This is a genomic window from Pseudomonas sp. 01L34, assembly GCF_056400265.1.
In genome coordinates this window covers 381,219-403,334 of the sequence record NZ_JBFTSX010000001.1, presented here as the reverse complement: position 1 = coordinate 403,334, position 22,116 = coordinate 381,219, and the positions used below count along the sequence as shown (strand labels likewise).

Annotated in this window: 22 protein-coding genes and 1 pseudogene; 17 read left to right on the top strand and 6 right to left on the bottom strand. The window is 58.9% G+C overall.

The window, feature by feature from the left end; all coding sequences use genetic code 11:
* Nucleotide 1: 1 nt before the first annotated feature.
* Complete coding sequence (locus AC1DQM_RS01800; protein WP_081626508.1) at nucleotides 2-283, bottom strand: excalibur calcium-binding domain-containing protein; 282 nt, start codon at nucleotides 281-283, stop codon at nucleotides 2-4.
* Nucleotides 284-631: 348 nt separating this feature from the next.
* Between AC1DQM_RS01800 and AC1DQM_RS01795 the strand changes: the two are divergent.
* The 3 genes and pseudogenes from AC1DQM_RS01795 to AC1DQM_RS01785 all read left to right on the top strand — a co-directional run.
* A pseudogene (locus AC1DQM_RS01795) lies at nucleotides 632-903 on the top strand (hypothetical protein); the annotation flags it as partial.
* Nucleotides 887-2,476 carry an ABC-F family ATPase gene (locus AC1DQM_RS01790; RefSeq protein WP_026286413.1) on the top strand — a complete coding sequence of 530 codons (1,590 nt, stop codon included), beginning with the start codon at nucleotides 887-889 and terminating at the stop codon, nucleotides 2,474-2,476. The pseudogene AC1DQM_RS01795 and the gene AC1DQM_RS01790, both read left to right, overlap by 17 nt.
* 169 nt (nucleotides 2,477-2,645) lie before the next feature.
* Nucleotides 2,646-3,833, top strand: coding sequence for an MFS transporter (locus tag AC1DQM_RS01785; RefSeq protein ID WP_477745762.1), 1,188 nt, complete (start codon nucleotides 2,646-2,648; stop codon nucleotides 3,831-3,833).
* A gap of 27 nt (nucleotides 3,834-3,860) precedes the next feature.
* Here AC1DQM_RS01785 and AC1DQM_RS01780 read toward each other — a convergent pair whose 3' ends face one another.
* Nucleotides 3,861-4,898 carry an alpha/beta hydrolase family protein gene (locus AC1DQM_RS01780; RefSeq protein ID WP_477745761.1) on the bottom strand — a complete coding sequence of 346 codons (1,038 nt, stop codon included), beginning with the start codon at nucleotides 4,896-4,898 and terminating at the stop codon, nucleotides 3,861-3,863.
* Nucleotides 4,899-5,070: 172 nt separating this feature from the next.
* Nucleotides 5,071-5,682 carry an FMN-dependent NADH-azoreductase gene (locus AC1DQM_RS01775; RefSeq protein ID WP_477745760.1) on the bottom strand — a complete coding sequence of 204 codons (612 nt, stop codon included), beginning with the start codon at nucleotides 5,680-5,682 and terminating at the stop codon, nucleotides 5,071-5,073.
* Between the two features lie 130 nt (nucleotides 5,683-5,812).
* Here AC1DQM_RS01775 and AC1DQM_RS01770 point away from each other — a divergent pair, with 130 nt between their 5' ends.
* Both AC1DQM_RS01770 and AC1DQM_RS01765 read left to right on the top strand, forming a co-directional pair.
* The gene (locus AC1DQM_RS01770; protein WP_477745759.1) at nucleotides 5,813-6,721 is read left to right on the top strand and encodes a LysR substrate-binding domain-containing protein; all 909 of its coding nucleotides are present in this window, start codon (nucleotides 5,813-5,815) and stop codon (nucleotides 6,719-6,721) included.
* Nucleotides 6,718-7,077 (top strand): MmcQ/YjbR family DNA-binding protein, encoded by a 360-nt coding sequence (locus tag AC1DQM_RS01765; protein WP_477745758.1) that lies wholly within the window; start codon nucleotides 6,718-6,720, stop codon nucleotides 7,075-7,077. The genes AC1DQM_RS01770 and AC1DQM_RS01765 overlap by 4 nt, the downstream gene beginning before the upstream one ends.
* 7 nt (nucleotides 7,078-7,084) lie before the next feature.
* On the opposite strand, the gene AC1DQM_RS01760 is transcribed toward AC1DQM_RS01765, so the two are convergent.
* Nucleotides 7,085-7,513, bottom strand: coding sequence for a DUF1294 domain-containing protein (locus tag AC1DQM_RS01760; RefSeq protein WP_086946410.1), 429 nt, complete (start codon nucleotides 7,511-7,513; stop codon nucleotides 7,085-7,087).
* Nucleotides 7,510-8,340, bottom strand: a complete 831-nt coding sequence (locus AC1DQM_RS01755; protein WP_477745757.1) for an undecaprenyl-diphosphate phosphatase — start codon at nucleotides 8,338-8,340, stop codon at nucleotides 7,510-7,512. The genes AC1DQM_RS01760 and AC1DQM_RS01755 overlap by 4 nt, the downstream gene beginning before the upstream one ends.
* A gap of 295 nt (nucleotides 8,341-8,635) precedes the next feature.
* Here AC1DQM_RS01755 and AC1DQM_RS01750 point away from each other — a divergent pair, with 295 nt between their 5' ends.
* From AC1DQM_RS01750 to AC1DQM_RS01710, 9 genes are all read left to right on the top strand, one after another.
* Nucleotides 8,636-10,270: a methyl-accepting chemotaxis protein gene (locus AC1DQM_RS01750; RefSeq protein ID WP_477745756.1), complete on the top strand. Its 1,635-nt coding sequence runs from the start codon at nucleotides 8,636-8,638 to the stop codon at nucleotides 10,268-10,270.
* Nucleotides 10,271-10,508: 238 nt separating this feature from the next.
* Nucleotides 10,509-11,072 carry a nicotinamide riboside transporter PnuC gene (gene pnuC / locus AC1DQM_RS01745; RefSeq protein WP_477745755.1) on the top strand — a complete coding sequence of 188 codons (564 nt, stop codon included), beginning with the start codon at nucleotides 10,509-10,511 and terminating at the stop codon, nucleotides 11,070-11,072.
* Nucleotides 11,069-11,593 carry an AAA family ATPase gene (locus tag AC1DQM_RS01740; protein WP_477745754.1) on the top strand — a complete coding sequence of 175 codons (525 nt, stop codon included), beginning with the start codon at nucleotides 11,069-11,071 and terminating at the stop codon, nucleotides 11,591-11,593. Before pnuC ends, AC1DQM_RS01740 begins: the two co-directional genes overlap by 4 nt.
* A 401-nt stretch (nucleotides 11,594-11,994) precedes the next feature.
* Nucleotides 11,995-12,447: a hypothetical protein gene (locus tag AC1DQM_RS01735; protein WP_192350619.1), complete on the top strand. Its 453-nt coding sequence runs from the start codon at nucleotides 11,995-11,997 to the stop codon at nucleotides 12,445-12,447.
* A 1-nt stretch (nucleotide 12,448) separates the two neighbouring features.
* On the top strand, nucleotides 12,449-13,042 hold the full coding sequence (locus AC1DQM_RS01730) for a hypothetical protein (protein ID WP_018926077.1): 594 nt from the start codon (nucleotides 12,449-12,451) through the stop codon (nucleotides 13,040-13,042).
* Between the two features lie 64 nt (nucleotides 13,043-13,106).
* Nucleotides 13,107-14,057 carry a heme utilization protein gene (locus AC1DQM_RS01725; RefSeq protein ID WP_477745753.1) on the top strand — a complete coding sequence of 317 codons (951 nt, stop codon included), beginning with the start codon at nucleotides 13,107-13,109 and terminating at the stop codon, nucleotides 14,055-14,057.
* 67 nt (nucleotides 14,058-14,124) lie between these two features.
* Nucleotides 14,125-14,805, top strand: a complete 681-nt coding sequence (locus AC1DQM_RS01720; RefSeq protein WP_138867630.1) for a C39 family peptidase — start codon at nucleotides 14,125-14,127, stop codon at nucleotides 14,803-14,805.
* A 45-nt stretch (nucleotides 14,806-14,850) separates the two neighbouring features.
* Entirely contained in the window at nucleotides 14,851-15,597 is a 747-nt protein-coding gene (locus AC1DQM_RS01715; protein ID WP_477743227.1) for a hypothetical protein, read from the top strand.
* Nucleotides 15,598-15,643: 46 nt separating this feature from the next.
* Entirely contained in the window at nucleotides 15,644-16,948 is a 1,305-nt protein-coding gene (locus tag AC1DQM_RS01710; protein ID WP_477745752.1) for a hypothetical protein, read from the top strand.
* A gap of 68 nt (nucleotides 16,949-17,016) precedes the next feature.
* Here AC1DQM_RS01710 and AC1DQM_RS01705 read toward each other — a convergent pair whose 3' ends face one another.
* Complete coding sequence (locus AC1DQM_RS01705) at nucleotides 17,017-18,342, bottom strand: sigma-54 dependent transcriptional regulator (protein ID WP_477745751.1); 1,326 nt, start codon at nucleotides 18,340-18,342, stop codon at nucleotides 17,017-17,019.
* Nucleotides 18,343-18,685: 343 nt separating this feature from the next.
* Here AC1DQM_RS01705 and AC1DQM_RS01700 point away from each other — a divergent pair, with 343 nt between their 5' ends.
* From AC1DQM_RS01700 to nhaB, 3 genes are all read left to right on the top strand, one after another.
* Entirely contained in the window at nucleotides 18,686-18,952 is a 267-nt protein-coding gene (locus AC1DQM_RS01700; protein ID WP_018926082.1) for a hypothetical protein, read from the top strand.
* A gap of 282 nt (nucleotides 18,953-19,234) precedes the next feature.
* Nucleotides 19,235-20,524: a hypothetical protein gene (locus AC1DQM_RS01695; RefSeq protein WP_477745750.1), complete on the top strand. Its 1,290-nt coding sequence runs from the start codon at nucleotides 19,235-19,237 to the stop codon at nucleotides 20,522-20,524.
* Nucleotides 20,525-20,591: 67 nt separating this feature from the next.
* A complete protein-coding gene (nhaB, locus tag AC1DQM_RS01690) occupies nucleotides 20,592-22,094 on the top strand; it encodes a sodium/proton antiporter NhaB (RefSeq protein WP_477745749.1) in 1,503 nt (500 codons plus the stop codon).
* The last annotated feature ends 22 nt before the right edge of the window (nucleotides 22,095-22,116 follow it).

Genomic DNA, 22,116 nt, shown 5'->3' with positions numbered 1-22,116 from the left:
GTCATTGGCACCACTGCGACTCACAGGGCACGCCATCGTTGTCGCCATCCATTTTCATTCCCGGACAATTTTGCAGAAATTTTTTGGCCTCTGCACACGAGGTCATCTGCGAGCAATATTGGCGTCCGTCACATTTGAATGGCGCAGAAACAGGTTTCGGCGCAGTCGCGACTGTAGGGGTTACTTTCGGGGGCGGTAGCTTGGCTTCAACCCAAGGTTGTAACTCGGGGGAAAGCTTCCAGGCCAACAAACCAATGATTAACACGACCAAAATCAGTTTCATTTGATTCATCCGTGACTAGAGGCCGTTTATATTCTAGTCGCTTAGAACGAATCATCTGGCAAGAGCAACCAAAGCCTCGATGCCCTGGAGAGAGACTGCCGCCTCATGCGGCGTGGAGAGATAAATCCGAATAGGTGCCCACCCTGACCAAGTGCTGGCCATTCAGCAATCCTTCTGAAAGACACCTGGCCGGGCAAGCGCTGCCGACTTTACCCAGAGCTGCGCCCAGTGTCCCTAACACAACGCTGAACAAAAATAACATTGGCGTGTAATCAAGGATTTGCGCAGCGTTTCGCCACCCACCAGGATGAACCATCCCCTCTGGCAGACCCAAGCAGCGGGGCCAACCTGAAGAAGCTCGCGACACGTTATCGCGCGCCGTACAACTGCCGTCACACTTATGCGACAATATGCAGAATGTCTGGCATGAATCCCGCCTTTATTGCCCAACAGCTTGGACAAGCGTCCAGATGCTGCTCTCGACTTATGCGCGCCGGTTGAAGTCTAGCGGTGACTGGGGAGAGATGGAGAAACTCCAAAACGCCCCAGGTATGGCCCAAGCGCCAAAATGCGCAGCTCGCAACCCATTGATAGGTAAAGTAATTGATCTCCACAGCTAACATCACGATGCAGTTCGGCGCCAAGCCGCTATTCGAAAACGTTTCGGTCAAATTCGGCGCGGGCAACCGCTACGGCCTGATCGGCGCCAACGGTTGCGGCAAGTCGACTTTCATGAAAATCCTCGGTGGCGATCTCGAGCCGTCCGGTGGCCAGGTCATGCTTGAGCCGAACGTGCGTCTGGGTAAATTGCGTCAAGACCAGTTCGCCTACGAAGAATTCACCGTGATCGACACCGTGATCATGGGTCACGAAGAGCTGTGGAAGGTCAAGGCCGAGCGCGATCGCATCTACTCGCTGCCGGAAATGACCGAAGAAGACGGCATGGCCGTGGCCGAGCTGGAAACCGAATTCGCCGAAATGGATGGCTACACCGCGGAGTCCCGTGCCGGCGAGCTGTTGCTGGGCCTGGGTATCGGCATCGAGCAGCACTTCGGCCCGATGAGCGAAGTGTCGCCGGGCTGGAAACTGCGCGTGTTGCTGGCGCAGGCGCTGTTCTCCGATCCTGAAGTGCTGTTGCTCGACGAACCGACCAACCACCTGGACATCAACACCATCCGCTGGCTGGAAAACGTGCTGACCCAGCGCTCCAGCCTGATGATCATCATCTCCCACGACCGTCACTTCCTGAACAGCGTGTGCACGCACATGGCTGACCTGGATTACGGCGAGCTGCGCCTGTTCCCAGGCAACTACGACGAGTACATGACCGTGGCGACCCAGTCCCGCGAGCAACTGCTGTCGGACAACGCCAAGAAGAAAGCGCAGATCTCGGAACTGCAATCGTTCGTCAGCCGCTTCTCGGCCAACGCCTCGAAAGCCAAGCAGGCAACTTCCCGCGCCAAGCAGATCGACAAGATCCAGCTGGCCGAAGTCAAACCTTCGAGCCGTGTCAGCCCGTTCATTCGTTTCGAGCAGACCAAAAAGCTGCACCGTCAGGCGGTCATCGTCGAGCGCATGGCCAAAGGCTTCGACGGCAAGACCCTGTTCAAGGACTTCAGCTTCACCGTTGAAGCCGGCGAGCGCGTGGCGATCATCGGCCCGAACGGTATCGGTAAAACCACCCTGCTGCGCACCCTGGTCAACGAACTGACCCCGGACGCCGGCACCGTGAAATGGACCGACGCCGCCGAGCTGGGCTACTACGCCCAGGACCACGCGCACGACTTCGAAGACGACTGCAACCTGTTCGACTGGATGGGCCAATGGACCCAGGGCGGCGAGCAACTGGTTCGCGGCACCCTCGGGCGCATGCTGTTCTCCAACGACGAGATCCTCAAGTCGGTCAAGGTCATCTCCGGTGGTGAGCAAGGTCGCATGCTGTTCGGCAAGCTGATCCTGCAAAAGCCGAACGTGCTGGTAATGGACGAACCGACCAACCACTTGGACATGGAATCCATCGAGGCGCTGAACCTGGCGCTGGAGAACTACCCGGGCACGCTGATTTTCGTCAGCCACGACCGTGAGTTCGTATCGTCCCTGGCCACCCGCATCATCGAGTTGAGCGCCGATGGCGTGATCGACTTCAGCGGCACTTATGACGACTACCTGCGTAGTCAGGGTGTGTTGATGTAAGGCTGCTTCTGGCTGCAAATGGAAAGCCCCGTCCTGGTGACGGGGCTTTTTGCATCTCAGGTTGATCCACTTACAGCCGATCTGTCATCCACATCGTTAGCCTGCTTTCTTTTATTTCACACCCGCGCCATGATGCAGTTCTCCTACCGCCGCCCGCGAACGAGCTCTCATGTCTGTGCAGCAACTGCCCCCGCAAAGCTCCATGGCGATCACCCTGCAGATCGTTTCCATCGTTTTCTATAGCTTTATTGCCTTCCTTTGCATTGGCCTGCCGATTGCCGTGTTGCCGGGGTATGTCCATGAACAGTTGGGGTTCAGCGCCATCGTCGCGGGGCTGACCATTGGTTCGCAATACCTGGCCACCCTGCTCAGCCGTCCGATGGCCGGGCGCTTGTCAGACAGTGTCGGCACCAAACGGGCGATTGTTTACGGGTTTTCGGGGATTGTGTTGAGCGGCGTACTGACGCTGATATCGACCCTGCTGCAAAGTTTCCCTTTGTTGAGCCTGATCATCCTGATCGCCGGCCGGTTGTTGCTGGGGATTGCCCAAGGGTTGATCGCGGTCGGCACCGTCAGTTGGTGCTTGGGCAAAGTCGGTGCCGAACACGCAGCGCAGTCGATTTCCTGGAATGGGATTGCCTCGTATGGCGCCATCGCCATCGGCGCACCGTTGGGCGTGGTGATGGTGGCTGAATTGGGCTTCGCCAGCCTCGGGATCATGCTGTCGTTACTGGCCCTGTTGGCATTGCTGTTGATCCGCAACAAACCCTCGGTGCCAGTGATTCGCGGCGAGCGGTTGCCGTTTTGGGCGGTATTCGGTCGCATTGCCCCTTTCGGCGCGAGCCTGAGCCTGGCGTCTATCGGCTACGGCACGCTCACCACTTTTATTACCCTGTATTACGCCAGTCGTAGCTGGACGGGTGCGGCTTACTGCCTGACGGTGTTCGGGGTGTGTTTCATTCTGTCGCGGCTGTTGTTCATTTCCAGCATCAGCCGTTTCGGCGGTTTCACCTCGGCCATTGCCTGCATGAGCATTGAAACCGTGGGGCTGGTCCTGTTGTGGCTGGCGCCCTCGACCGTTTACGCCTTGATTGGCGCAGGCCTGACCGGCTTCGGCCTGTCGCTGGTCTATCCGGCGCTGGGCGTGGAAGCGATCAAGCAGGTGCCCAATTCCAGTCGCGGGGCGGGTTTGAGTGCTTATGCGGTGTTTTTCGATCTGGCGCTGGCGATTGCCGGGCCGTTGATGGGCGCGGTGGCGTTGAACCTGGGGTATGCGTGGATTTTCTTCAGTGCGGCGTTGTTGTCCGTGACCGGGCTCGGTTTGACCCTGTTACTGAAACACCGGGCGATGGTCTAAAGCCTGCTGTAAATCTCTTGTGGGAGTTTATTGATCGGCAGTTTGCATGCCGGCCCGACTCGGTTTGCCCAGGGCATGGGAGAAGAAACGTCCGGCTTCGGAGATCAGGTTGCGGTGAATGTCCTTGCGGTCGACGCCGTCGGCATCGGTGCACAGCGCCGGCATGGCGGCGATCTGTTCTTCGTTGCACGGTGCCAGGAACACGAAGTGCCCTGCCCCGGCCAGCAATTTGAAATCCGGTGCAGTCGGCAGTTTGCGCGCCAGCGCTGCGGCGTTTTTGTCGAACGCCACCAGTTTGTCGCCATCGCCGCTGTATAGAAGCACCGGCACATGCACCTCGGCCAGGGTCTGGCGGCCGAACTTCAGACTCAGCGGTGCCATCAACAACAAGGCATGCACTCGCGGGTCTGGCACTGGCTGCAAGTCATCGCGGTCGACGATCAATTCACCTTGCGTGTTGCAGGCATCATGATCGTCCGGGCGCTCATGGCAATAACGGCGCAGACGGTCCAGGTCCGGGGTGGCGCCGGACAGGATCAACGCGGTCTCACCGCCCGCCGAATAGCCGATCACCCCAACCTGATCGGCATTGACGAAGGGCGCAAGCATACGGTCGCCCAAGGTCGCGGTAATGGCTTCGGAAATCTGGATCGGCCGCCCGTAAAGATTGCTCAAGGTGCCGAGGCGGCTGTGGTCTTTGGAGTTGTCGCCGGGATGGATCACCGCCACCACCACAAACCCTTTGCGTGCCAGCGAGGTGGCCAGATCGTGCAGGGCCAGCGGGGTTCCAGTGTTGCCATGGGACAGCATCAGCATCGGGAAGCGTCCGATGGCGACTTTGGTGTCTTCACCGGCTTCGACCGTGTAACCCTCGAGCTTGCTGGAGTGTTCCCTCTCACTGGACGGATAAAAGGCGATGGCGCGCATCGGCTGCAAGTCCAGCGGATCGAGGAACGTCATCTCATGGAAACCGACGCTCCAGTGAGGATACGGCGCAGGCGCGGCGTGCACCGAATTCAGGCTGCCGAACAGGCAAATCAGTAATGTTGCACAAAGACGCACCATGGGATGCCCCACCTTATTACCCTGACCGCAGATGTTAACCCTCGACTGCATAACCTGGGCCAGAAACTGATTGCCGCCAGAAACAAAAAAACTCCGCATCTGGCCATCATGATGACCAGAATACAGAGTTTCAGGGGTATTGCCCGCGCCGTTTGACGTCTTTACGCAAGCCTTACGCGGCGGCGAACAATTGTTCGCTGATTTGCGCCTGAGCGTCGCTCATGGCTTTGCTGCGTACTTCATCACCGTAGGCCAGGCCATGGGCGCGGACGAACTCGATGTCGGTGATACCGAGGAAGCCGAACATCACCTTCAAGTACTCTTCGTGAGCAGTGCCGGTCGGTTGGCCAGCGTGCAAACCGCCAGCCGTCGAAACGATCACCACTTTCTTGCCGCCGCACAGGCCTTCAGGGCCGGCTTCGGTGTAGCGGAAAGTCTGGCCGGCTACGGCGATGCGGTCGATCCAGGCCTTGAGTTGGGTCGGGATGGTGAAGTTGTACATCGGCGCTGCAATCACGACGGCATCGGCGGCGAGGAATTCGGCCAGGGCCTGCGCACTCAAATCGGCTTCATGCTGTTGCGCGGCGTTGCGCAGCTCAGCGGCGGTACCAGCGGCGACCAGCGTGGCGGCGGAAAAATGGCTGATGGCATCGGCGGCCAGGTCGCGGTAAGTCACCACAACACCAGGCTCGGCGGTTTGCCAGACTTTGACGACTTCGCCGCTCAACTGACGGGAAGCCGAGTTGTCACCCAGAATGCTCGAATCGATATGCAGTAATTTCATGTGGGATCTCCAAGGTGAGGATCGCCACCCGGCGATCTGATGGAAACAATCCTACCGACAAAACCAATAGCTGATTAGCCGGCAATAATGCGATAGTTTGTCCCACTGATAGAACAGTCGGATTTAAATCATGCAAGATCTCAACGACCTCTACTACTTCGCCAAGGTGGTCGACGCCGGCGGCTTCGCGGCGGCCGGGCGTTTGCTCGGGATTCCCAAGTCCCGGTTGTCGCGACGCATCGCCGAACTGGAAGAACGCCTGGGCGCGCGCCTGCTGCAACGCACCACCCGCCAACTCAACCTGACCGCCGTGGGCGAGCGCTACTTGCGGCACTGTCAGGCGATGCTGCTGGAGGCCGAGATGGCCGACGAAGCGGTGGCCAGCATGTCCAGCGAACCCCGGGGGCGGCTGCGGGTTTCCTGCCCCGTCGGGTTGGCCCACCAAATGCTGCCGGGGGTGATCAGCAACTTTCTGGAGAAATTCCCGCAGGTTCAACTGGAGATGATGCTGCTCAACCGTCGGGTAGATCTGGTGACCGAGGGCGTCGACGTTGCCTTGAGAGTGCGGGATCTGGGGGATGAAGATCCGTTGCTGGTCACCCGCCGTTTACGACAGGCGCAGACCGTTATGGTCGCCAGTCCGGGGTTTCTTCGTGAACGGCAGATCAAGACCCCTGACGACTTGAAAAACGTACCGATACTGGGCGCACTGGAAGCCGATCGGCTGGTGCATCTGCGGATGCTCGACCAGCAGGGCAAGGCCTGTGAAATGACATTCGAAGCCCGATTGGGCATCGACGATTTTCTCGTGCGCAAGGCGTGTACCCTGTCCGGGCTGGGTTTCACCGTGTTGCCGATGATGTATTGCGAGCAGGAACTGGAAAACGGCTCGCTGGTGCAGCTGCTACCTGACTGGTCATTGCCGGGCGGTTGGCTGCAAGCGGTCTACCCTCATCGGCGCGGGGTAATGCCGGCAGTACGCGCCTGGATCGACCATTTGATCGAATCATTCAATGCCTGTGGGGACCGACTGTTATGAAGGCAAGACCAATGAGCGAAGAGGATGTCGCGCAATTCTGCCTGGCGCTGCCCGGCGCGCGGGAGGATTACAAGTGGGGTGGCGTGAGGGTGTTTTCGATTGCCGGGAGCAAGATGTTCGCCTTGCAGAACCTGCGGGGTCAGTCCCTGGCCTTCAAGGTCGACAAGGACCTGTTCCTGGGTCATTGCGACCGACCGGGCATTCACCCGGCGCCGTATCTGGCCCGGGCGCAGTGGATCATCATGGAAACGCCCTACCCGCTGGGCACCGAAGAGCTGCAAGGCTTGCTGCAACGTTCCCACCAACTGGTGGTGAGCAAGTTGCCCAAGCGCACGCAGATCGGCTTGCTGCTTTAAAACAGCTTTAGAACAGCGCGAACAGCTGAGCACCCAGAAACAACTGGTCGATCCAGAACACCTGATGCATCAGCACGATGAGCCAGAACACCAGTTGAAACGAAACCTTGCGGGTCTTGTGCCGAAACACTTGCTGGGCCAGCAAGGCACCCGGCCAACCGCCCGCCAGTTCCACCGCGTGCAAGACGTTCTCCGGCGTGCGCCAGCTGTCGGCGCGGGCCTTGTGCTTGTCGCCCCAGTACAGGAAAAACGCCAGCACGCTGACGATGCCATAGGCGGCCAGGGGAATCACCGACACCCCGCGCAGCCACAGCGACACCGAGCCAAACAACGGCACTGCGCACAGCAAAACGAACACCAGCAATTTCAACCGCAGGTTTTGAATCGCTCCCCCGGGCTTGCGCCCGGGGTTGTTGCGTGCGGCGGCGTCGCTCATGGCTTGGCCGCGGTCCAGTCGACCCAACCGAACTGCCAGGTCGCCAGAATCACCAGGCCAAACACAATGCGATACCAGGCGAATGCCGCGTAGCTGTGGCTGGCGATGAACTTGAGCAGGCCCCGGACGGCGATCATCGCAAAGATAAACGCGGTGACGAAGCCGATGGCGAACACCGGGAAATCAGCCGGCACAAACAGGTGGCGGTATTTGTAGCCCGAGTAAACCGCTGCGCCGACCATGGTTGGCATGGCAAGGAAGAACGAGAATTCGGTGGCCGTCTTGCGCGACAACCCGAACAGCAAACCGCCGATGATCGTCGAACCGGAACGCGAGGTCCCCGGGATCATCGCCAGGCACTGGGCGAAACCGACTTTCAGGGCCTCTTTCCAGGTGATGTCATCGACGCTTTCGGCATGCACGACATGCTGCCGGCGTTCAGCCCACAACATGATGATCCCGCCCACGACCAATGCGCTGGCCACGGTTATCGGGTTGAACAGGTACTTGTGGATCAGGTCGGCGAAAATCACCCCCAATACCACGGCCGGCATGAAGGCGATCAACAGGTTCGCGGTAAAGCGTCGAGCGCTGGGCTGCGTCGGTAAACCGATGATCACGTCGAGAATCTTGCGACGGAACTCCCAGACCACCGCCAGGATCGCGCCGAGCTGAATGATGATGTTGAAGGCCATCGCTCGTTCGCCGCCGAAATTGAGCAGGTCCGCCACAATGATCTGGTGCCCGGTACTGGAAATGGGCAAGAACTCGGTCAGCCCTTCTATAACGCCTAAAATCAATGCCTGAAAGGCTGTCCAAAGATCCATCATTCCCCCAAGAAGCCATGCCCCCAGGCATGCCCCGTTAATAATTTGTAGAGCGTTATTCGCGATCAGCGTGCGCTGAAACCCCGCGCGCACAAGATCCACACAAAACCGTAAAAATTCCGTGAAAAATCGACTTGGACTCAGGTTTTTCCGCGCGGGGCCGAAATCCTATCAGACAAGCCTCATTTGCGCTGCCGTGTAATAGGACCTGAGTCGTATAGGCGCCGATCGGCACAGTGTGGTTGGATGCTGGCGATCGTTTATGACAAGAACAAGAAAACGGAGTAACAGCGTTATGAACAGCTTGCGCAGTGTGTCGATCAGCCGACGCTTGTGGCTTATCTTGATCGTGGCCGTGGTGATGCTGTTGACGTTGGGCGCGTTGATGCTCAAGCAGATCCACGACGACCTCTATCAGGCCAAGGCCCAGAAGACCCAGCATGTGGTGCAGACCGCCAGTGGCATCCTGACCTACTACCACGACCTGGAAACCGCCGGCACCCTCACCCGCGCCGCCGCGCAACAGCAGGCACTGACCGCCGTGCGTGGTTTGCGCTACGACCAGAATGACTATTTCTGGATCAACGACCTGACGCCGGTCATGGTCATGCACCCGACCAATCCAAAACTCGAAGGCCAGAACCTCTCGACGATCCGCGACCCGGACGGTTTTGCACTGTTCAACGAAATGGCCGCCATCGCCAAGGCCAAGGGCGCCGGCATGGTCAACTACCGCTGGCCGAAACCGGGCGCCAGTGCACCGGTGGAAAAAACCTCCTACGTCAAACTGTTCGAGCCCTGGGGTTGGGTGATCGGCTCGGGCGTGTACATCGACGACATGCAGGCCGAGTTTAATGCGCAGGTCTGGAAGGCGTCTTTCGTCGGCCTGGTGATTGCCCTGATCATGGCGTTGCTGGTGATCATGATTGCACGCAGCATCGTGCGCCCGTTGCAGGAAACCGTGAATGCCATGGCCAATATCGCCAGCGGTGAAAGCGACCTGACCCGCAGCCTCGATACCCACGGCCAGGACGAAGTCACGCAACTGGCCCGACACTTCAACGCCTTTACCGCCAAGCTGCGCCTGGTGATCAATCAGTTGCAAGTGTCCGCCGGCGCACTGGGCCAGTCTTCCAGCGAACTGGGCAACGACGCCGCGCAAGCCCAGCAACGCAGCCAGCAGCAGTCCCAGCAAATGGAACTGGTGGCGACCGCGATCAACGAAGTGACCTACGGCGTGCAGGATGTGGCGAAAAACGCCGAGCACGCGGCCAGTGAAATGCGCGATGCCGAATCTCAGGCGCAGCAGGGACAGATCAATATCGATGGCAGCCTGCAGCAGATCGACAAGCTGTCTTCGACCATCGATCAAGCGGTGGAAGTGATTCGTACGCTGGCCGACGAAAGCACGCAAATCGGCAGTGTCCTGGAAGTGATTCGCTCTATCGCCGAGCAAACCAACCTGCTGGCCCTCAACGCTGCCATCGAAGCCGCCCGGGCCGGTGAGCAAGGTCGAGGGTTTGCGGTGGTCGCCGATGAAGTGCGCCTGCTCGCCCAGCGTACCCAGAAGTCGACGGCAGAAATCCAGTCGATGATCGAACGCCTGCAAAGCCATTCCGAAGCGGCGGTCAAGGTGATTGGCGACAGCAGCCGCGCCTCGCAACTGACCATCGAGCAGGCCGGCCTGGCCGGTGCCAGCCTGAATGCCATCGGCCAGGCCTTGCGCAACCTCAACGGCTTGAATGCCTCGATTGCCAGTGCAACCTTGCAGCAAGCGCATGTGGTGGAAGACATCAATCAGAACGTCACCCAGGCCGCCGGGTTGTCCCACAGCACGGCATTGGCGGCCGAGCAGTCGAGCGTGGCCAGTGTTCATCTCAAGGAATTGAGCGAACAGTTGAACGGGTTGCTCAAGCAGTTTCGCGTCTGATCACATGTAGCAGCTGGCGCAGCCTGCGTTCGGCTGCGCAGCAGTCGTGAAATCAGACGACGCCGGTTCCAGATAGACCGTGTGCGCAGAATTTACGACGGCTTCGTCCGAATGCGGCCCACACCGAACGCAGCCTCGCAGGCTCGGCAGCTGCTACACCGGACTGCGCAAGCCGGTTCTACTTGGCAGCGCCTGCCGCTACAATCCTCCCCCCTTTCGTCTTCCCCAAGGATCCTCCATGTCCGGGCTTGAACTGTTTGCCGCCGCCCTCGGTGTGATTGCCGTCTGGCTGACGGTCAAACAGAACCCCTGGTGCTGGCCGGTCGGTCTGGTCATGGTGCTGCTGTATAGCTGGATCTTTTTCGAGGTGAAGCTGTATTCGGACATGTTGCTGCAAGTGATCTACGCCGCGTTGCAGCTTTACGGCTGGAGGCAGTGGACTCGCGCGGGCGTGACGCATGACGGGCGGCACGTCAGCGCGCTCGATGGCAAATCCGTCGCGCTCGGTCTGGCCGTGGGCGCGGTCGGCAGCCTGCTGCTGGGGGCTGCGATGGCTCACTGGACCGACGCCGCCCAACCCTGGCTCGACGCCGCCTTGACCGGTTTCAGCCTGGTAGCCCAGTTATGGATGGCGCAAAAACGCCTGCAATGCTGGCCGCTGTGGATCGCGCTGGACGTCATCTTCGTCGGCCTGTTCATCTACAAAGAGCTGTACCTGACCGCCGCCCTCTATGGGGTTTTCGCCCTGCTGGCGGTGCAAGGCTGGCGGACGTGGCGCGCCGACCCGGCGTTGCGCACATGAAAGTCCTGGTGCTCACGGGCCCCGAATCGAGCGGCAAGAGCTGGCTCGCCACCGAGCTGCAACAGCAATTCGGCGGCGTTCTGGTGGGTGAATACGTGCGTTGGTTCATTGAACAGGAGGCACGGGACACCTGCCTCGCGGATATCCCCGAGATCGCCCGCGGCCAGTTGCAGTGGGAAGATGATGCCCGCGCCCTTGCGCCACCGTTGCTGATTCTCGACACGCACTTGCTGAGCAACATGCTTTGGAGCCAGACCCTGTTTAGCGATTGCCCGGCCTGGCTCGAACAAGCGCTGCTGGCCCGGCATTACGACTTGCACTTGCTGTTGTCGCCTGAACTCGTCGACTGGACCGACGATGGCCAGCGCTGTCAGCCGCAGCTGGATCAACGCCGGGCTTTTTTCAACGCGACTCAGGCGTGGCTGGAACGGCATCGCCAACCTGTTCAAGTGATCCAGGGTGACTGGGCAGAACGCCGAGCCCAAGCGTTGCAGGCCGTCACTCTGCTGCTTGAGCGCTGACCTGTATCCCGCTGCAGCAGCAGCCTCGCAAGCTCGACAGCTGCTACAGTCGCCAACACCCCGGCACCCGGCATTTGTTGCGGTAATTTTGCAAATACGTCCGCTTCTGAAACACACCTCTGCTCCCTAACCGCCCGTCTAAGCGTCGTTCATCATCCTGTCATGCCATGTGTTAAAGCGCTGATACATCACAGCGCAAACCACGGATCCAGAGCTCTATCCCGCTTTTTTCCCGTTGCAGCTCCAGATTTTGTCTCAGGCCTGAAACAGCTCAACCATCGATACACCTTGCTTGATCGATAACCCCTTGAATCAAAACAACAATCAAAAAGCGGCACGACTTTCGCTCTCTCCTTCACAACGCTGATTAGGGCCAGCGCACAACAGAAGGAATCGCAGTCGTGGGGACTTTTCGTAAAGGCTTTACGCGCTTGATGCTGCTCGGATGTGCCGCCGTCTCGGTACTCAGTTTTGATGTTCAGGCTGAAGGCAATGGCGTGATCGTGCTCACTCGCGATGTACAGCCCCACACCATCGGCAGACCGCCATTCCAGAAAGACCCCTACCCGATCACTGTCAACGCCAACCCTTCGGATCGTGTCACCTCGACACTCAACAGCACCGAACTGAGCGATGGTGAGTTCGCCAGCGTGGCCAGCGGTTCGTCCATCAGCAACAACATCAATCAGAACGGGAGCGTACCCGGCAGCCTCAATGTCGTCACCAACCCCAACGGCATGCCCGGCATGAGCGTCGGTCACGGCGGCGGTAGCGGTGGCGCGATTTCGGGAACGATCAACCATGCCATGAGCTCCGGCCTCGCGCCGTTGGGCAGACTGGCGGGAGGTCAATGACATGAGCCGCTCCCTGATCCTTCTCGCCCTGGTCATCGGTGCCAGTGTGAGCCCAGGCGCCATGGCCGACTCCAGCGTTCCGGTGGTCAACACCGCCAACATCCTGGATTCCGGCGCCCGGTACAACGGCAACTTCAACGTCAACCAGGCCTCCGGCGATCAACAGCAACAGGCCAATACCCGCGCCATCGCCATCGGCACCACTGATGCCTCGGCGACCACCCGCGTCATCCAGAAACTCGACACGCCCGCCAACCCGTCGATGAACGCGACGGCCACCATCGGCGGCAACTCTTTCAGTCAAGGCAACGGTGCACTGGGTGTCAACCAGGGCGCCGGGGCCAACAACCAGATGGCCAACGCAATGCGTATCAGCATCAGTGCTGCTCCGCAAAGCGTCGACGATAGCGCCCTTTCTCAACAGAACGTGGCGTTGTTACCAAGCTCAGGGGCAACTGACGCTTCAAAAGGCAGTCGCCAGGTCGTGACAAGCGACCAGGCCTTCACCGGCAGCCGAGGAGTGATTCAGGTGAACCAGAGTGCCGGGGTGGGGAACCGAATGGCTAACACCCTGAGCATACGGGTCGCTGACTGACCCGAACGCAGTGCGATTAGAAAGTAACCAACACTTAACCAACTAATAAGCACGGAGAATCACCATGAAACCCACAATGGCTCTCAAGCCTCTGGTCTTCGCCTTGGCATCCGTCATGGCGATGGCTGCACAGGCCAGCGACAACGATCGTGGTCACCACCATCATCACGGCCCCAAAGGCCCCACCTGGGAACAACAGCTGTCAATCGACTCCGCCGCCAACGCCTATGTAGGGGACACACAGGACAGCAGCGGCAACTCGGTACTTAACCAGGGCACCAAAAACACTGCCAATGCCGACAACTCACTCAACGGTTCCAATGGCAACATGGGCGCCAACGTGGCTGGCGGTGACGGCAACCAACAAGACAACGCCGCCGCGCTGGCGACCGCCGATGAAAGTTTCATCTTCGGTTCTGCCACTGCAACGTCCTACGCGAATCAGTACAATACCGACAACTACGTCAAAAACCGCTCTACCCAAAATAACGCCACGCTCGACAACGCTGGCAACAACGGCTCCGGCAACATTGGCATAAACGTGACTGCCGGCAACTTCAACCAACAGAAAAACAACCTGGCGATTGCCGTGTCCGGCGGACGCGTAGCGACAGCCTCGGCTGACGCTTATCAATCCACCACCGGTCTGGATGTAAAAAACAAAGCTGACCGGACGCACATCACCACCACCCTCACCGATACCACCACCTCTTCAGGCAGCTTCAAGGCCAAAGGTAGCGGTACGATTGAAGAGGACGGTGGCTGGGATAGCAGACGTCGCCACGACGACGACAAGTTCAAGTTCACCGCCGTGGGCACCTTCGATCTGTCTAGCGTCACCACCCATCAAGTGCTGACTCCAGACGGCTGGAAAAACCCTGTAGTGAACAACGCCAGCATGACCGGCTCGATGAACGGCTTCTCCGGCAACGGCGGTGCCAACGTGTCGGCGGGTGTGGGCAACCAACAAAGCAACTCTCTGTCCATTGCTGCCGGCTGCAGAGCCTGCATGTAATCGCGATCGAAATGAAAGCCCCGGCAACGGGGCTTTCTTTCCACGGTTCACCAAAGGCGTATCGATCATGCGTACGACAGCCTGTTTCGCCCTGCTGTGCCTGTGCGGCCTGACTCAGGCGGCGCAGATGCCGGTGGCCGCCTTACCGGGCGGCATGCTGGTTTACAAGCAGGTGCAAAGCGTGCGTGAGCGCAAGTTCAGCGACATCGTCGAACAAAAAACCGACTTCAGCTGCGGCGCTGCCGCACTGGCCACGGTGCTACGCCAGGCTTACTGGCTCGATGTCGATGAGGAACACATCATCAAAGGCATGCTGATCAATGCTGATCAGAACCTTGTCCGTACTCAAGGTTTCTCCATGCTGGACATGAAGCGCTACATCGAAGCAATCGGCATGCGCGCGCGTGGCTACCGGATACCGCCCGAGAAACTCGAAGCGGTGACCATTCCGGTGGTGGTGCTGATGGAAATTCGCGGCTACAAGCATTTCGTGGTGATGCAGCGGGCGGACAAGAACTGGGTCTATATCGGCGACCCGGTGCTTGGGCACAAACGCTATTCCCATGATGACTTTGTCAAAGGCTGGAACGGCATTGTCTTCGCTATCGTGGGTCCCGGTTATGACAAAACCAATGCATTGCGCAGCCCTCCGGAACCGCTGACGGCCAAGAACAAGCTGGACACTTTCAACCCGGTCAAAGATGCCGAGTTGATGGACTTTGGCTTCATTCAGAGCGACTTCTTCTAATCGCCCACTGATGATAGAGAGGGCCGGATGCCCTGGGAGCAGCAGATGAAAACCTCATACTGGCTGGCCGCCGCTTGCCTTGCAGCAAGCGCATCGGGCTATGCCAATGCAGGATTCAAACCCATCGAACTCAAGGACCATGAGCTCGCCGAGCTACGCGGTCGTTATGTCATGCCAGGGCGGATCATCAGCTTCGGCATTGTCATGAGCAGTACCTGGCGCAATGCCAGTGGGGACCTGATTGGCGCAACGACGTTGATGCAGATCCAGGCCTCTACCGTAAAACCCCAGTTTTACGTATCGACCATTAAAGAAACCGGTAACGGCAGTACGCCGCCGTTAGGCACCGGGAATGTGATCGGTGGCGCAGGACTGACCACCGCCCAGGGTGTCACTCAAACTGTGCGCGCCGCCGGTGACGGCAATACCGCCTACAACAATGTCGCCCTCAACGTCCAGGAGGCCAACCAGGCGCCGGCGCCGAATCCCGTCCAAGGGCAGGTGCTGACGAGCGGGCAAACCATTACCGACAACAATGCCGCCGGTAGCGTCGCGGTGTCAGCCACCGGGGGTGGCGTGCAAATGGCTATCCAGGCCAGCAACAACCAAGGCACGGCCATGCAACAGGTGGCTCAGGGTGGTCTGGTGCAGAACACCCGGCTTCTGGGCAACAACAACAGGGTCAATAACCTGACGCATCTTAACGTGGTGCTAAATAACAATGGCCGAAATGCCGGAGCAGTCAACTGCAATCTGAGTCAACTCAACGCACTACGCAACCTGGGATATTGAACTACGCTGATGTTCGATCATTGGGCTTCATGGGGGATGGCTAATCATGTATCGGTCAGTACCACTGCGCGCGGTCGTTTGTCTGAGCACTTTGTTCCCGTCGGCGCTGCTGCAAGCAGCGCCCGATGCGGACGTGGCGGCTTTGAAACAGGAGCTCATGGAGCTCAAACAACGATACGAAGTACAACAAAAAGCCCTGGCAGTACTCGAACAACGAGTCCGCCAAGTGGAGGAGCAACCGGCGGCGCCGCCGCCTAAACGCCTGGCCAAGTCGCCAGCCGACATGAAAGGCAACCCGCAAGTGGCCACCAGGACGGGAGCGGCCGCAGCTTCAGGCGGCGCCGCGGGCAGCGGCAGTTCCTATGGACAATCGCTGGCCGATGACTCTCAACCGGCACAGAGTGTTTCCAACCTGTATGACGAGGCCAGCGGATTCTTCGGCGGCGGCAAGTTCAGCCTCGAAACCGGGCTGACCTATTCACGTTACGACACCCGCCAGCTGATCCTCAACGGCTTCCTCGCACTGGACTCGATCTTTCTGGGCAACATCAACCTGGACCGGATCAAGGCCGACACCTGGACGCTGGACCTCACCGGGCGCTACAACTTCGACAATCGCTGGCAGTTCGACCTGAACGTACCAGTGGTGTACCGCGAATCGACGTATCAGTCCGGCGGCGCCAACAACGGTGCGGCGGGAGTGACCAGCGAAGAAAGCGTCACCCGCGATCCGACACTGGGCGATGTCAACTTCGGTATTGCCTACAAATTCTTGGACGAATCGGTCAACACCCCGGATGCAGTAGTCACCTTGCGCGTCAAGGCGCCGACCGGCAAGGACCCGTTCGGCATCAAACTGCGCCAGAGCGACGCCAATACCAACCTGTTCGTGCCTGACACCCTGCCAACCGGCAACGGCGTCTGGTCGATCAGCCCCGGTATCTCGCTGGTCAAGACCTACGATCCAGCGGTTCTGTTCGGTAGCCTGTCCTACACCCACAACTTCGAAGGCTCCTTCGACGACATCAGTGCCACCGTCAATCAGAAAGTCCCGGGCAAGGTGCGGATTGGCGACAGCTTCCAGATTGGCGCGGGCATCGCGTTCGCGCTGAACGAAAAAATGAGTATGTCGTTCTCGGTGTCTGACCTGGTGCAACACAAAAGCAAGCTCAAGCAGGATGGCGGGGATTGGGAGTCGGTGGTGTCCAGCGACGCCAACGCCGGTTACTTCAACGTCGGCATGACCATCGCGGCCTCCGACAACCTGACGATCGTTCCCAACTTGTCCATCGGTATGACCGACGATGCGCCGGACTTTTCCTTCAGCCTGAAATTCCCGTACTACTTCTAAACCGCACCCCGCAATAGAAAAGGCCCACTACGATAGTTGTCGTAGCGGGCCTTTTTTGTTGCACCGCCCTAGCGGATCTGGTGCTTGTGCAGCAATCGGTAAAAAGTCGGCCGTGACACGCCCAGGACTCGGGCGGCAACACTCAGGTTGTCGCTGTGCCGGTTCAATACATCGCACAGCGCCTGGCGCTCGGCGCGGGTCTTGTAGTCTTCAAGGGTGCCCATCGGCGTGGCGAAGGCGTGTTGACTGAGCAGCCCCAGATCTCGCGCCTCGATCTGCCGCCCTTCGGCAAGTACCAACCCACGACGTACCCGATTGGCCAGCTCGCGGACATTGCCCGGCCAGTCGTGCTTGCCCATGGCGACCAACGCATCCTCGCTGAAGCTGCGCGGACGACGGCCGGTTTCACTGCTGTAGAAATGGGAAAAGTGGTTGGCCAGCATCAATAGATCACCATGGCGCTCACGCAGCGGCACGGTGACTACTTGCAGGACGTTCAAACGGTAGTACAAATCTTCGCGAAAGCGTTTGTTCTCGATGGCCTCTTCAAGGTCGACGTGCGTCGCCGCCAATACCCGCACATCCACCGGAACAGGCTGATGGCCGCCAACCCGCTCGATGTGTTTTTCCTGCAGGAAGCGCAGCAAATTGGCTTGCAGCTCCAGGGGCAGATCGCCTATTTCATCGAGAAACAGGGTGCCGCCGTTGGCGGCTTCTATCCGCCCGACCTTGCGCTGATGGGCGCCGGTAAAGGCCCCCTTCTCATGACCGAACAATTCGGACTGGATCAAGTGTTCGGGAATCGCGCCACAGTTGATCGCCACGAATGGCTTGCTGTGGCGCTGGGATTGTTGATGCAGAGTACGGGCGACCAATTCTTTACCGGTGCCGCTTTCGCCGCGTATCAGCACCGGCGATTCGGTGGGCGCCAGCTTGCTCAGTAGTTTGCGCAGCTCGCGAATCGGTTTGCTGTCGCCGAGCAGTTCGTGTTCAGGCTGATCGATATGAACCGTGCCCTGCCCACGCAGGCGCGCCATGCCGAACGCTCGGCCCAGAGTGACCTGAACCCTTGAAACATCGAACGGCAAGGTATGGAAGTCAAAAAACCATTCGCAGACGAAATCCCCGACATTCTGCATTCGCAGGACATCCTGATCGAGCACGGCGATCCACTCGGTACCGCTACGGGTGATCAGTTCCTTGACGGCTTCCGGACGTTCCAGATGAAACGGCTGCAAGCGCAACAGGCCGACGTCGCAGGTTCGTTCCTCGGCGTTTTCCAGGGTACAGCTGTCGACATCCCAACCCACAGCGCGTAAACCCGGCAGCAAACGGTGGCAGTCGTCGCAAGGATCCACTACTAAAAGACGTCGTAAAGCAGGCGCTTCGATCATGACTGTTCCTTGGCGCCAAATTTTAGGAAATATTATTAAAAACAGTCATTTGGCGGGCTTCGGTGTAACACTAGCAAAATATTGACGCGGGCTTGTATCGATTGCTTATAGGGACGTCGGCTTATTAGTTATAAAAAATCACTTAATGAGTTGCCTAACGAATTGAACCTTTCATTCAGCTTTCAGCAACTGCCTGAATCGCCGGCGAATCAAAGAAAGTTGAAATTTCTTTTGATTGTGTGTGACCCAACCCCCGGTTGCGGACATCAGTACAAGTAACCAGCCGAACGGTAAGCCCAACCGACGGCACATCACTTGATTGGGCACACAGAGAGAAGACCCCATGAACGCCCCGCTCCGTATCAACGAAGCTCTTTTGATTGCCGACCGCGCATTCCAACCCTTTCAATGCGTGGCCTGGGCCCCACAAGACGGTAATGGTGAGCTCAGCCTGGCCATCATTGATCGCACTAACACTCGCATCAGCAGCAAACAAATCCCCAGCAGTGCCTATTCCGATCCACAGCAACTTGCACACTTGCTGGAACAAGCCCGCGCCGAGCTGAGCGAGGAAGGTTACACACTGCAATCGTGGTCCATGCCGCATTAATCTTTTTCGCGGATTACCGCCCGGTAATCCGCGTCCCTTCTTCTCCTTAGTTGACGGTTTCTACGGTCAGCTGCATAACGCCATTTTCGTTTTCCAACTTCTAGCCGCCAGATTACTTGGCAGGCTTGTCAGTGGTTCGAGAAGACACTGTTCTGGCACAAAACGCCGCTCCTCCCGAGCGTAATGGCAGTTGCGCATCATCGCATTCAGGGATTGAATGTTCTCCTCATGCAGTCAACCTCCGGGCACCCGGACAAGGACGACTGGCAAGGAGATGCGTGCATGCCACTCCAGACTGCTTTTGCCATACCGGCAGCGGTGAAAGACGCCGGGCAACTCGATAGCCATTTCGCTGGCAGCGGCAAGACTCAAGTGTATTTCGCCGGCAGTACTTCCAGCAGGATCAATGGTGTGGCGATTGACCACACCGGCCGAATTCTGGTGGCAGCCAAGGTCGGCACGCCAGGTGGCTGCCGCTTTGGCCTGGCCCGCCTGCGTGAGGACGGTTCGGCGGATCTGGCCTTCGGCAAACAAGGCAGCATCATCGGGCAATTCGCCCACGGCTACGAGGCCATGGCGGGCACGGTGCGGGTGCTGGCCGACGGGAACATTCTGGTGGCCGGCCTGCACTACGAAAATGCTCATCGTACGCTGCCCGCCCTGGCGATGTTTGATCAACGAGGCTACCCGATACAGGGTTTTGGTGAGCACGGCCGCTGCGTGGTGCGCCTGCCGGGGAAGCTTTCCGAAGGCGCTCGCGACGCCTGGTTACCACCCGGCGTACCGGGTACCGAGGCCTGTGATATCTGCGTGCAGGACGATGGTCGAATCCTGCTGCTGGCCAATCATCACTTTGAATTGACCGATCACGTCGGCATGCTGATTCGACTCAATGCCGACGGCTCGCTGGACAGCACCTTCAATGGTCGTGGCTTTGTCATGGTCCGGCACTTATTGATGAACACCTGGCTGAACAGTCTGATGGTGCAACATGACGGCCGAATCCTGGTGGGCGGATCGATCAATTTCCCCGAGGAAGGTTTGCTGGCGCGTTATCACACCGATGGCCAGTTGGATGACGGCTTCGCCGTGGATGGCTTCATGACCTTCAAGGCCTGGGGTCAGAGTGCCCAGGTCTGCCAGATCGTCCAGCACGAAAATGGTGATTTGCATTGTTTTGGCAGCAGTCGCGACCCGATGCACTGCCTCGCCCTGAACGTTCACAGCAACGGCCGACCTGACATGCATTGCAATAGCGGCCAGCCACAACTGTTGGAAATCAGCCACAGCGGCTGCCAGTGGACCGCCGCCCAGATACAACCGGACGACTGTGTGCTGACGGTCGGAGCGACGGGCGGCGGGCTCGAAGGCGATTTCATTCTCGCCCGGTACTTACCCAATGGGGCGCTGGATCGCAGCTTCGCCAATGGCATGGGCTGGGTCCGCACACGCCTGAGTCGAGGCCCCGACACCGCCACTGCATTGGCCGTGCAGGCCGATGGTTGCATCGTCGTCGGCGGCTATTCACTGGATGGCAACTACCGCGCCGTCGTCGCCCGCTATCAACCCTAGTTTCCTGCACTTGATCTTCCCTTCCGCTTACGGCAAGTTGCGCGCTTCTTAATACAAGGAGTAGCCGATGTCCGGCTCAATGGCCCAGGCCTTCGCACACAATTTTCTTGGGCATTCACCCCGCTGGTACAAAGCCAGCATTATCGGATTCCTGATTCTCAACGCCCTGGTGTTGTGGACGATCGGTCCGGTGGCGGCCGGCTGGTTGTTGGTGCTGGAGTTCATCTTCACCCTGGCCATGGCGCTCAAGTGTTACCCGCTGATGCCCGGCGGGTTGCTGCTGATCGAAGCTCTGCTGCTGAAAATGACCACGCCCCAGGCGCTCTATGACGAACTGGTGCACAACTTCCCGGTGATCCTGTTGCTGATGTTCATGGTGGCGGGCATCTATTTCATGAAAGACCTGCTGCTGTTTCTGTTCTCGCGCCTGCTGCTGGGAGTTCGCTCCAAGGCACTGCTGGCGTTGATGTTCTGTTTCCTGTCAGCGTTTCTCTCGGCGTTTCTCGATGCATTAACCGTGACCGCGGTCATCATCAGCGCGGCCGTGGGGTTTTATTCGGTGTACCACCGCGTCGCCTCGGGCAACGATCCGCGGCAAGACAGTGAGTTCAGCGATGACCGGCAGCTGCCGACATTGCACCATGCCGACCTCGAACAATTCCGCGCCTTCCTGCGCAGCCTGCTGATGCACGGCGCGGTCGGCACAGCGTTGGGTGGTGTTTGCACGCTGGTTGGCGAGCCGCAAAACCTGCTGATCGGCCATGAGATGGGCTGGCACTTTGCCGAGTTCTTTCTGAAGATCGCCCCGGTGTCGTTGCCGGTGCTGACAGCGGGCCTGGTGACCTGCGTACTGCTGGAGAAACTGCGCTGGTTCGGTTATGGCACGCTGCTGCCGGACAACGTGCGTGCGGTGCTGGCCAACTACGCCGCCGAAGACAACGCCGAGCGTACTTCGCGTCAGCGCGCTGCGCTGCTGGTTCAAGGGGCGGCGGCACTGATTCTGATTGCCGGGCTGGCGTTTCACATCGCCGAAGTCGGCCTGATCGGCTTGATGGTGATCGTGCTGATCACCGCGTTTACCGGTATCACTGACGAACACCGCCTCGGCACCGCCTTCAAGGACGCCATGCCGTTCACCTCGCTGCTGGTGGTATTTTTCGCCGTGGTGGCGGTGATTCACGATCAGCAGCTGTTCGCGCCGCTGATCCAGTGGGTACTAACGCTGCCGGCGGATCAACAGCCGGGCATGCTGTTTATTGCCAACGGCTTGCTGTCGGCCATCAGCGACAACGTGTTCGTCGCGACCATTTACATCACCGAAGTAAAACAGGCATTCATCTCCGGCCACATGAGCCGCGAGCACTTTGAAACCCTGGCGATTGCGATCAATACCGGGACCAACCTGCCGAGCGTGGCGACGCCCAATGGTCAGGCGGCGTTCCTGTTCCTGCTGACCTCGGCGATTGCCCCGCTGATTCGTCTGTCGTACGGGCGGATGGTGTGGATGGCGCTGCCATACACCATGGTGATGGGAGTTCTTGGCTGGTACGCGGTAAGTTACTGGCTGTAACCCAGAACAAAAATGTGGGAGC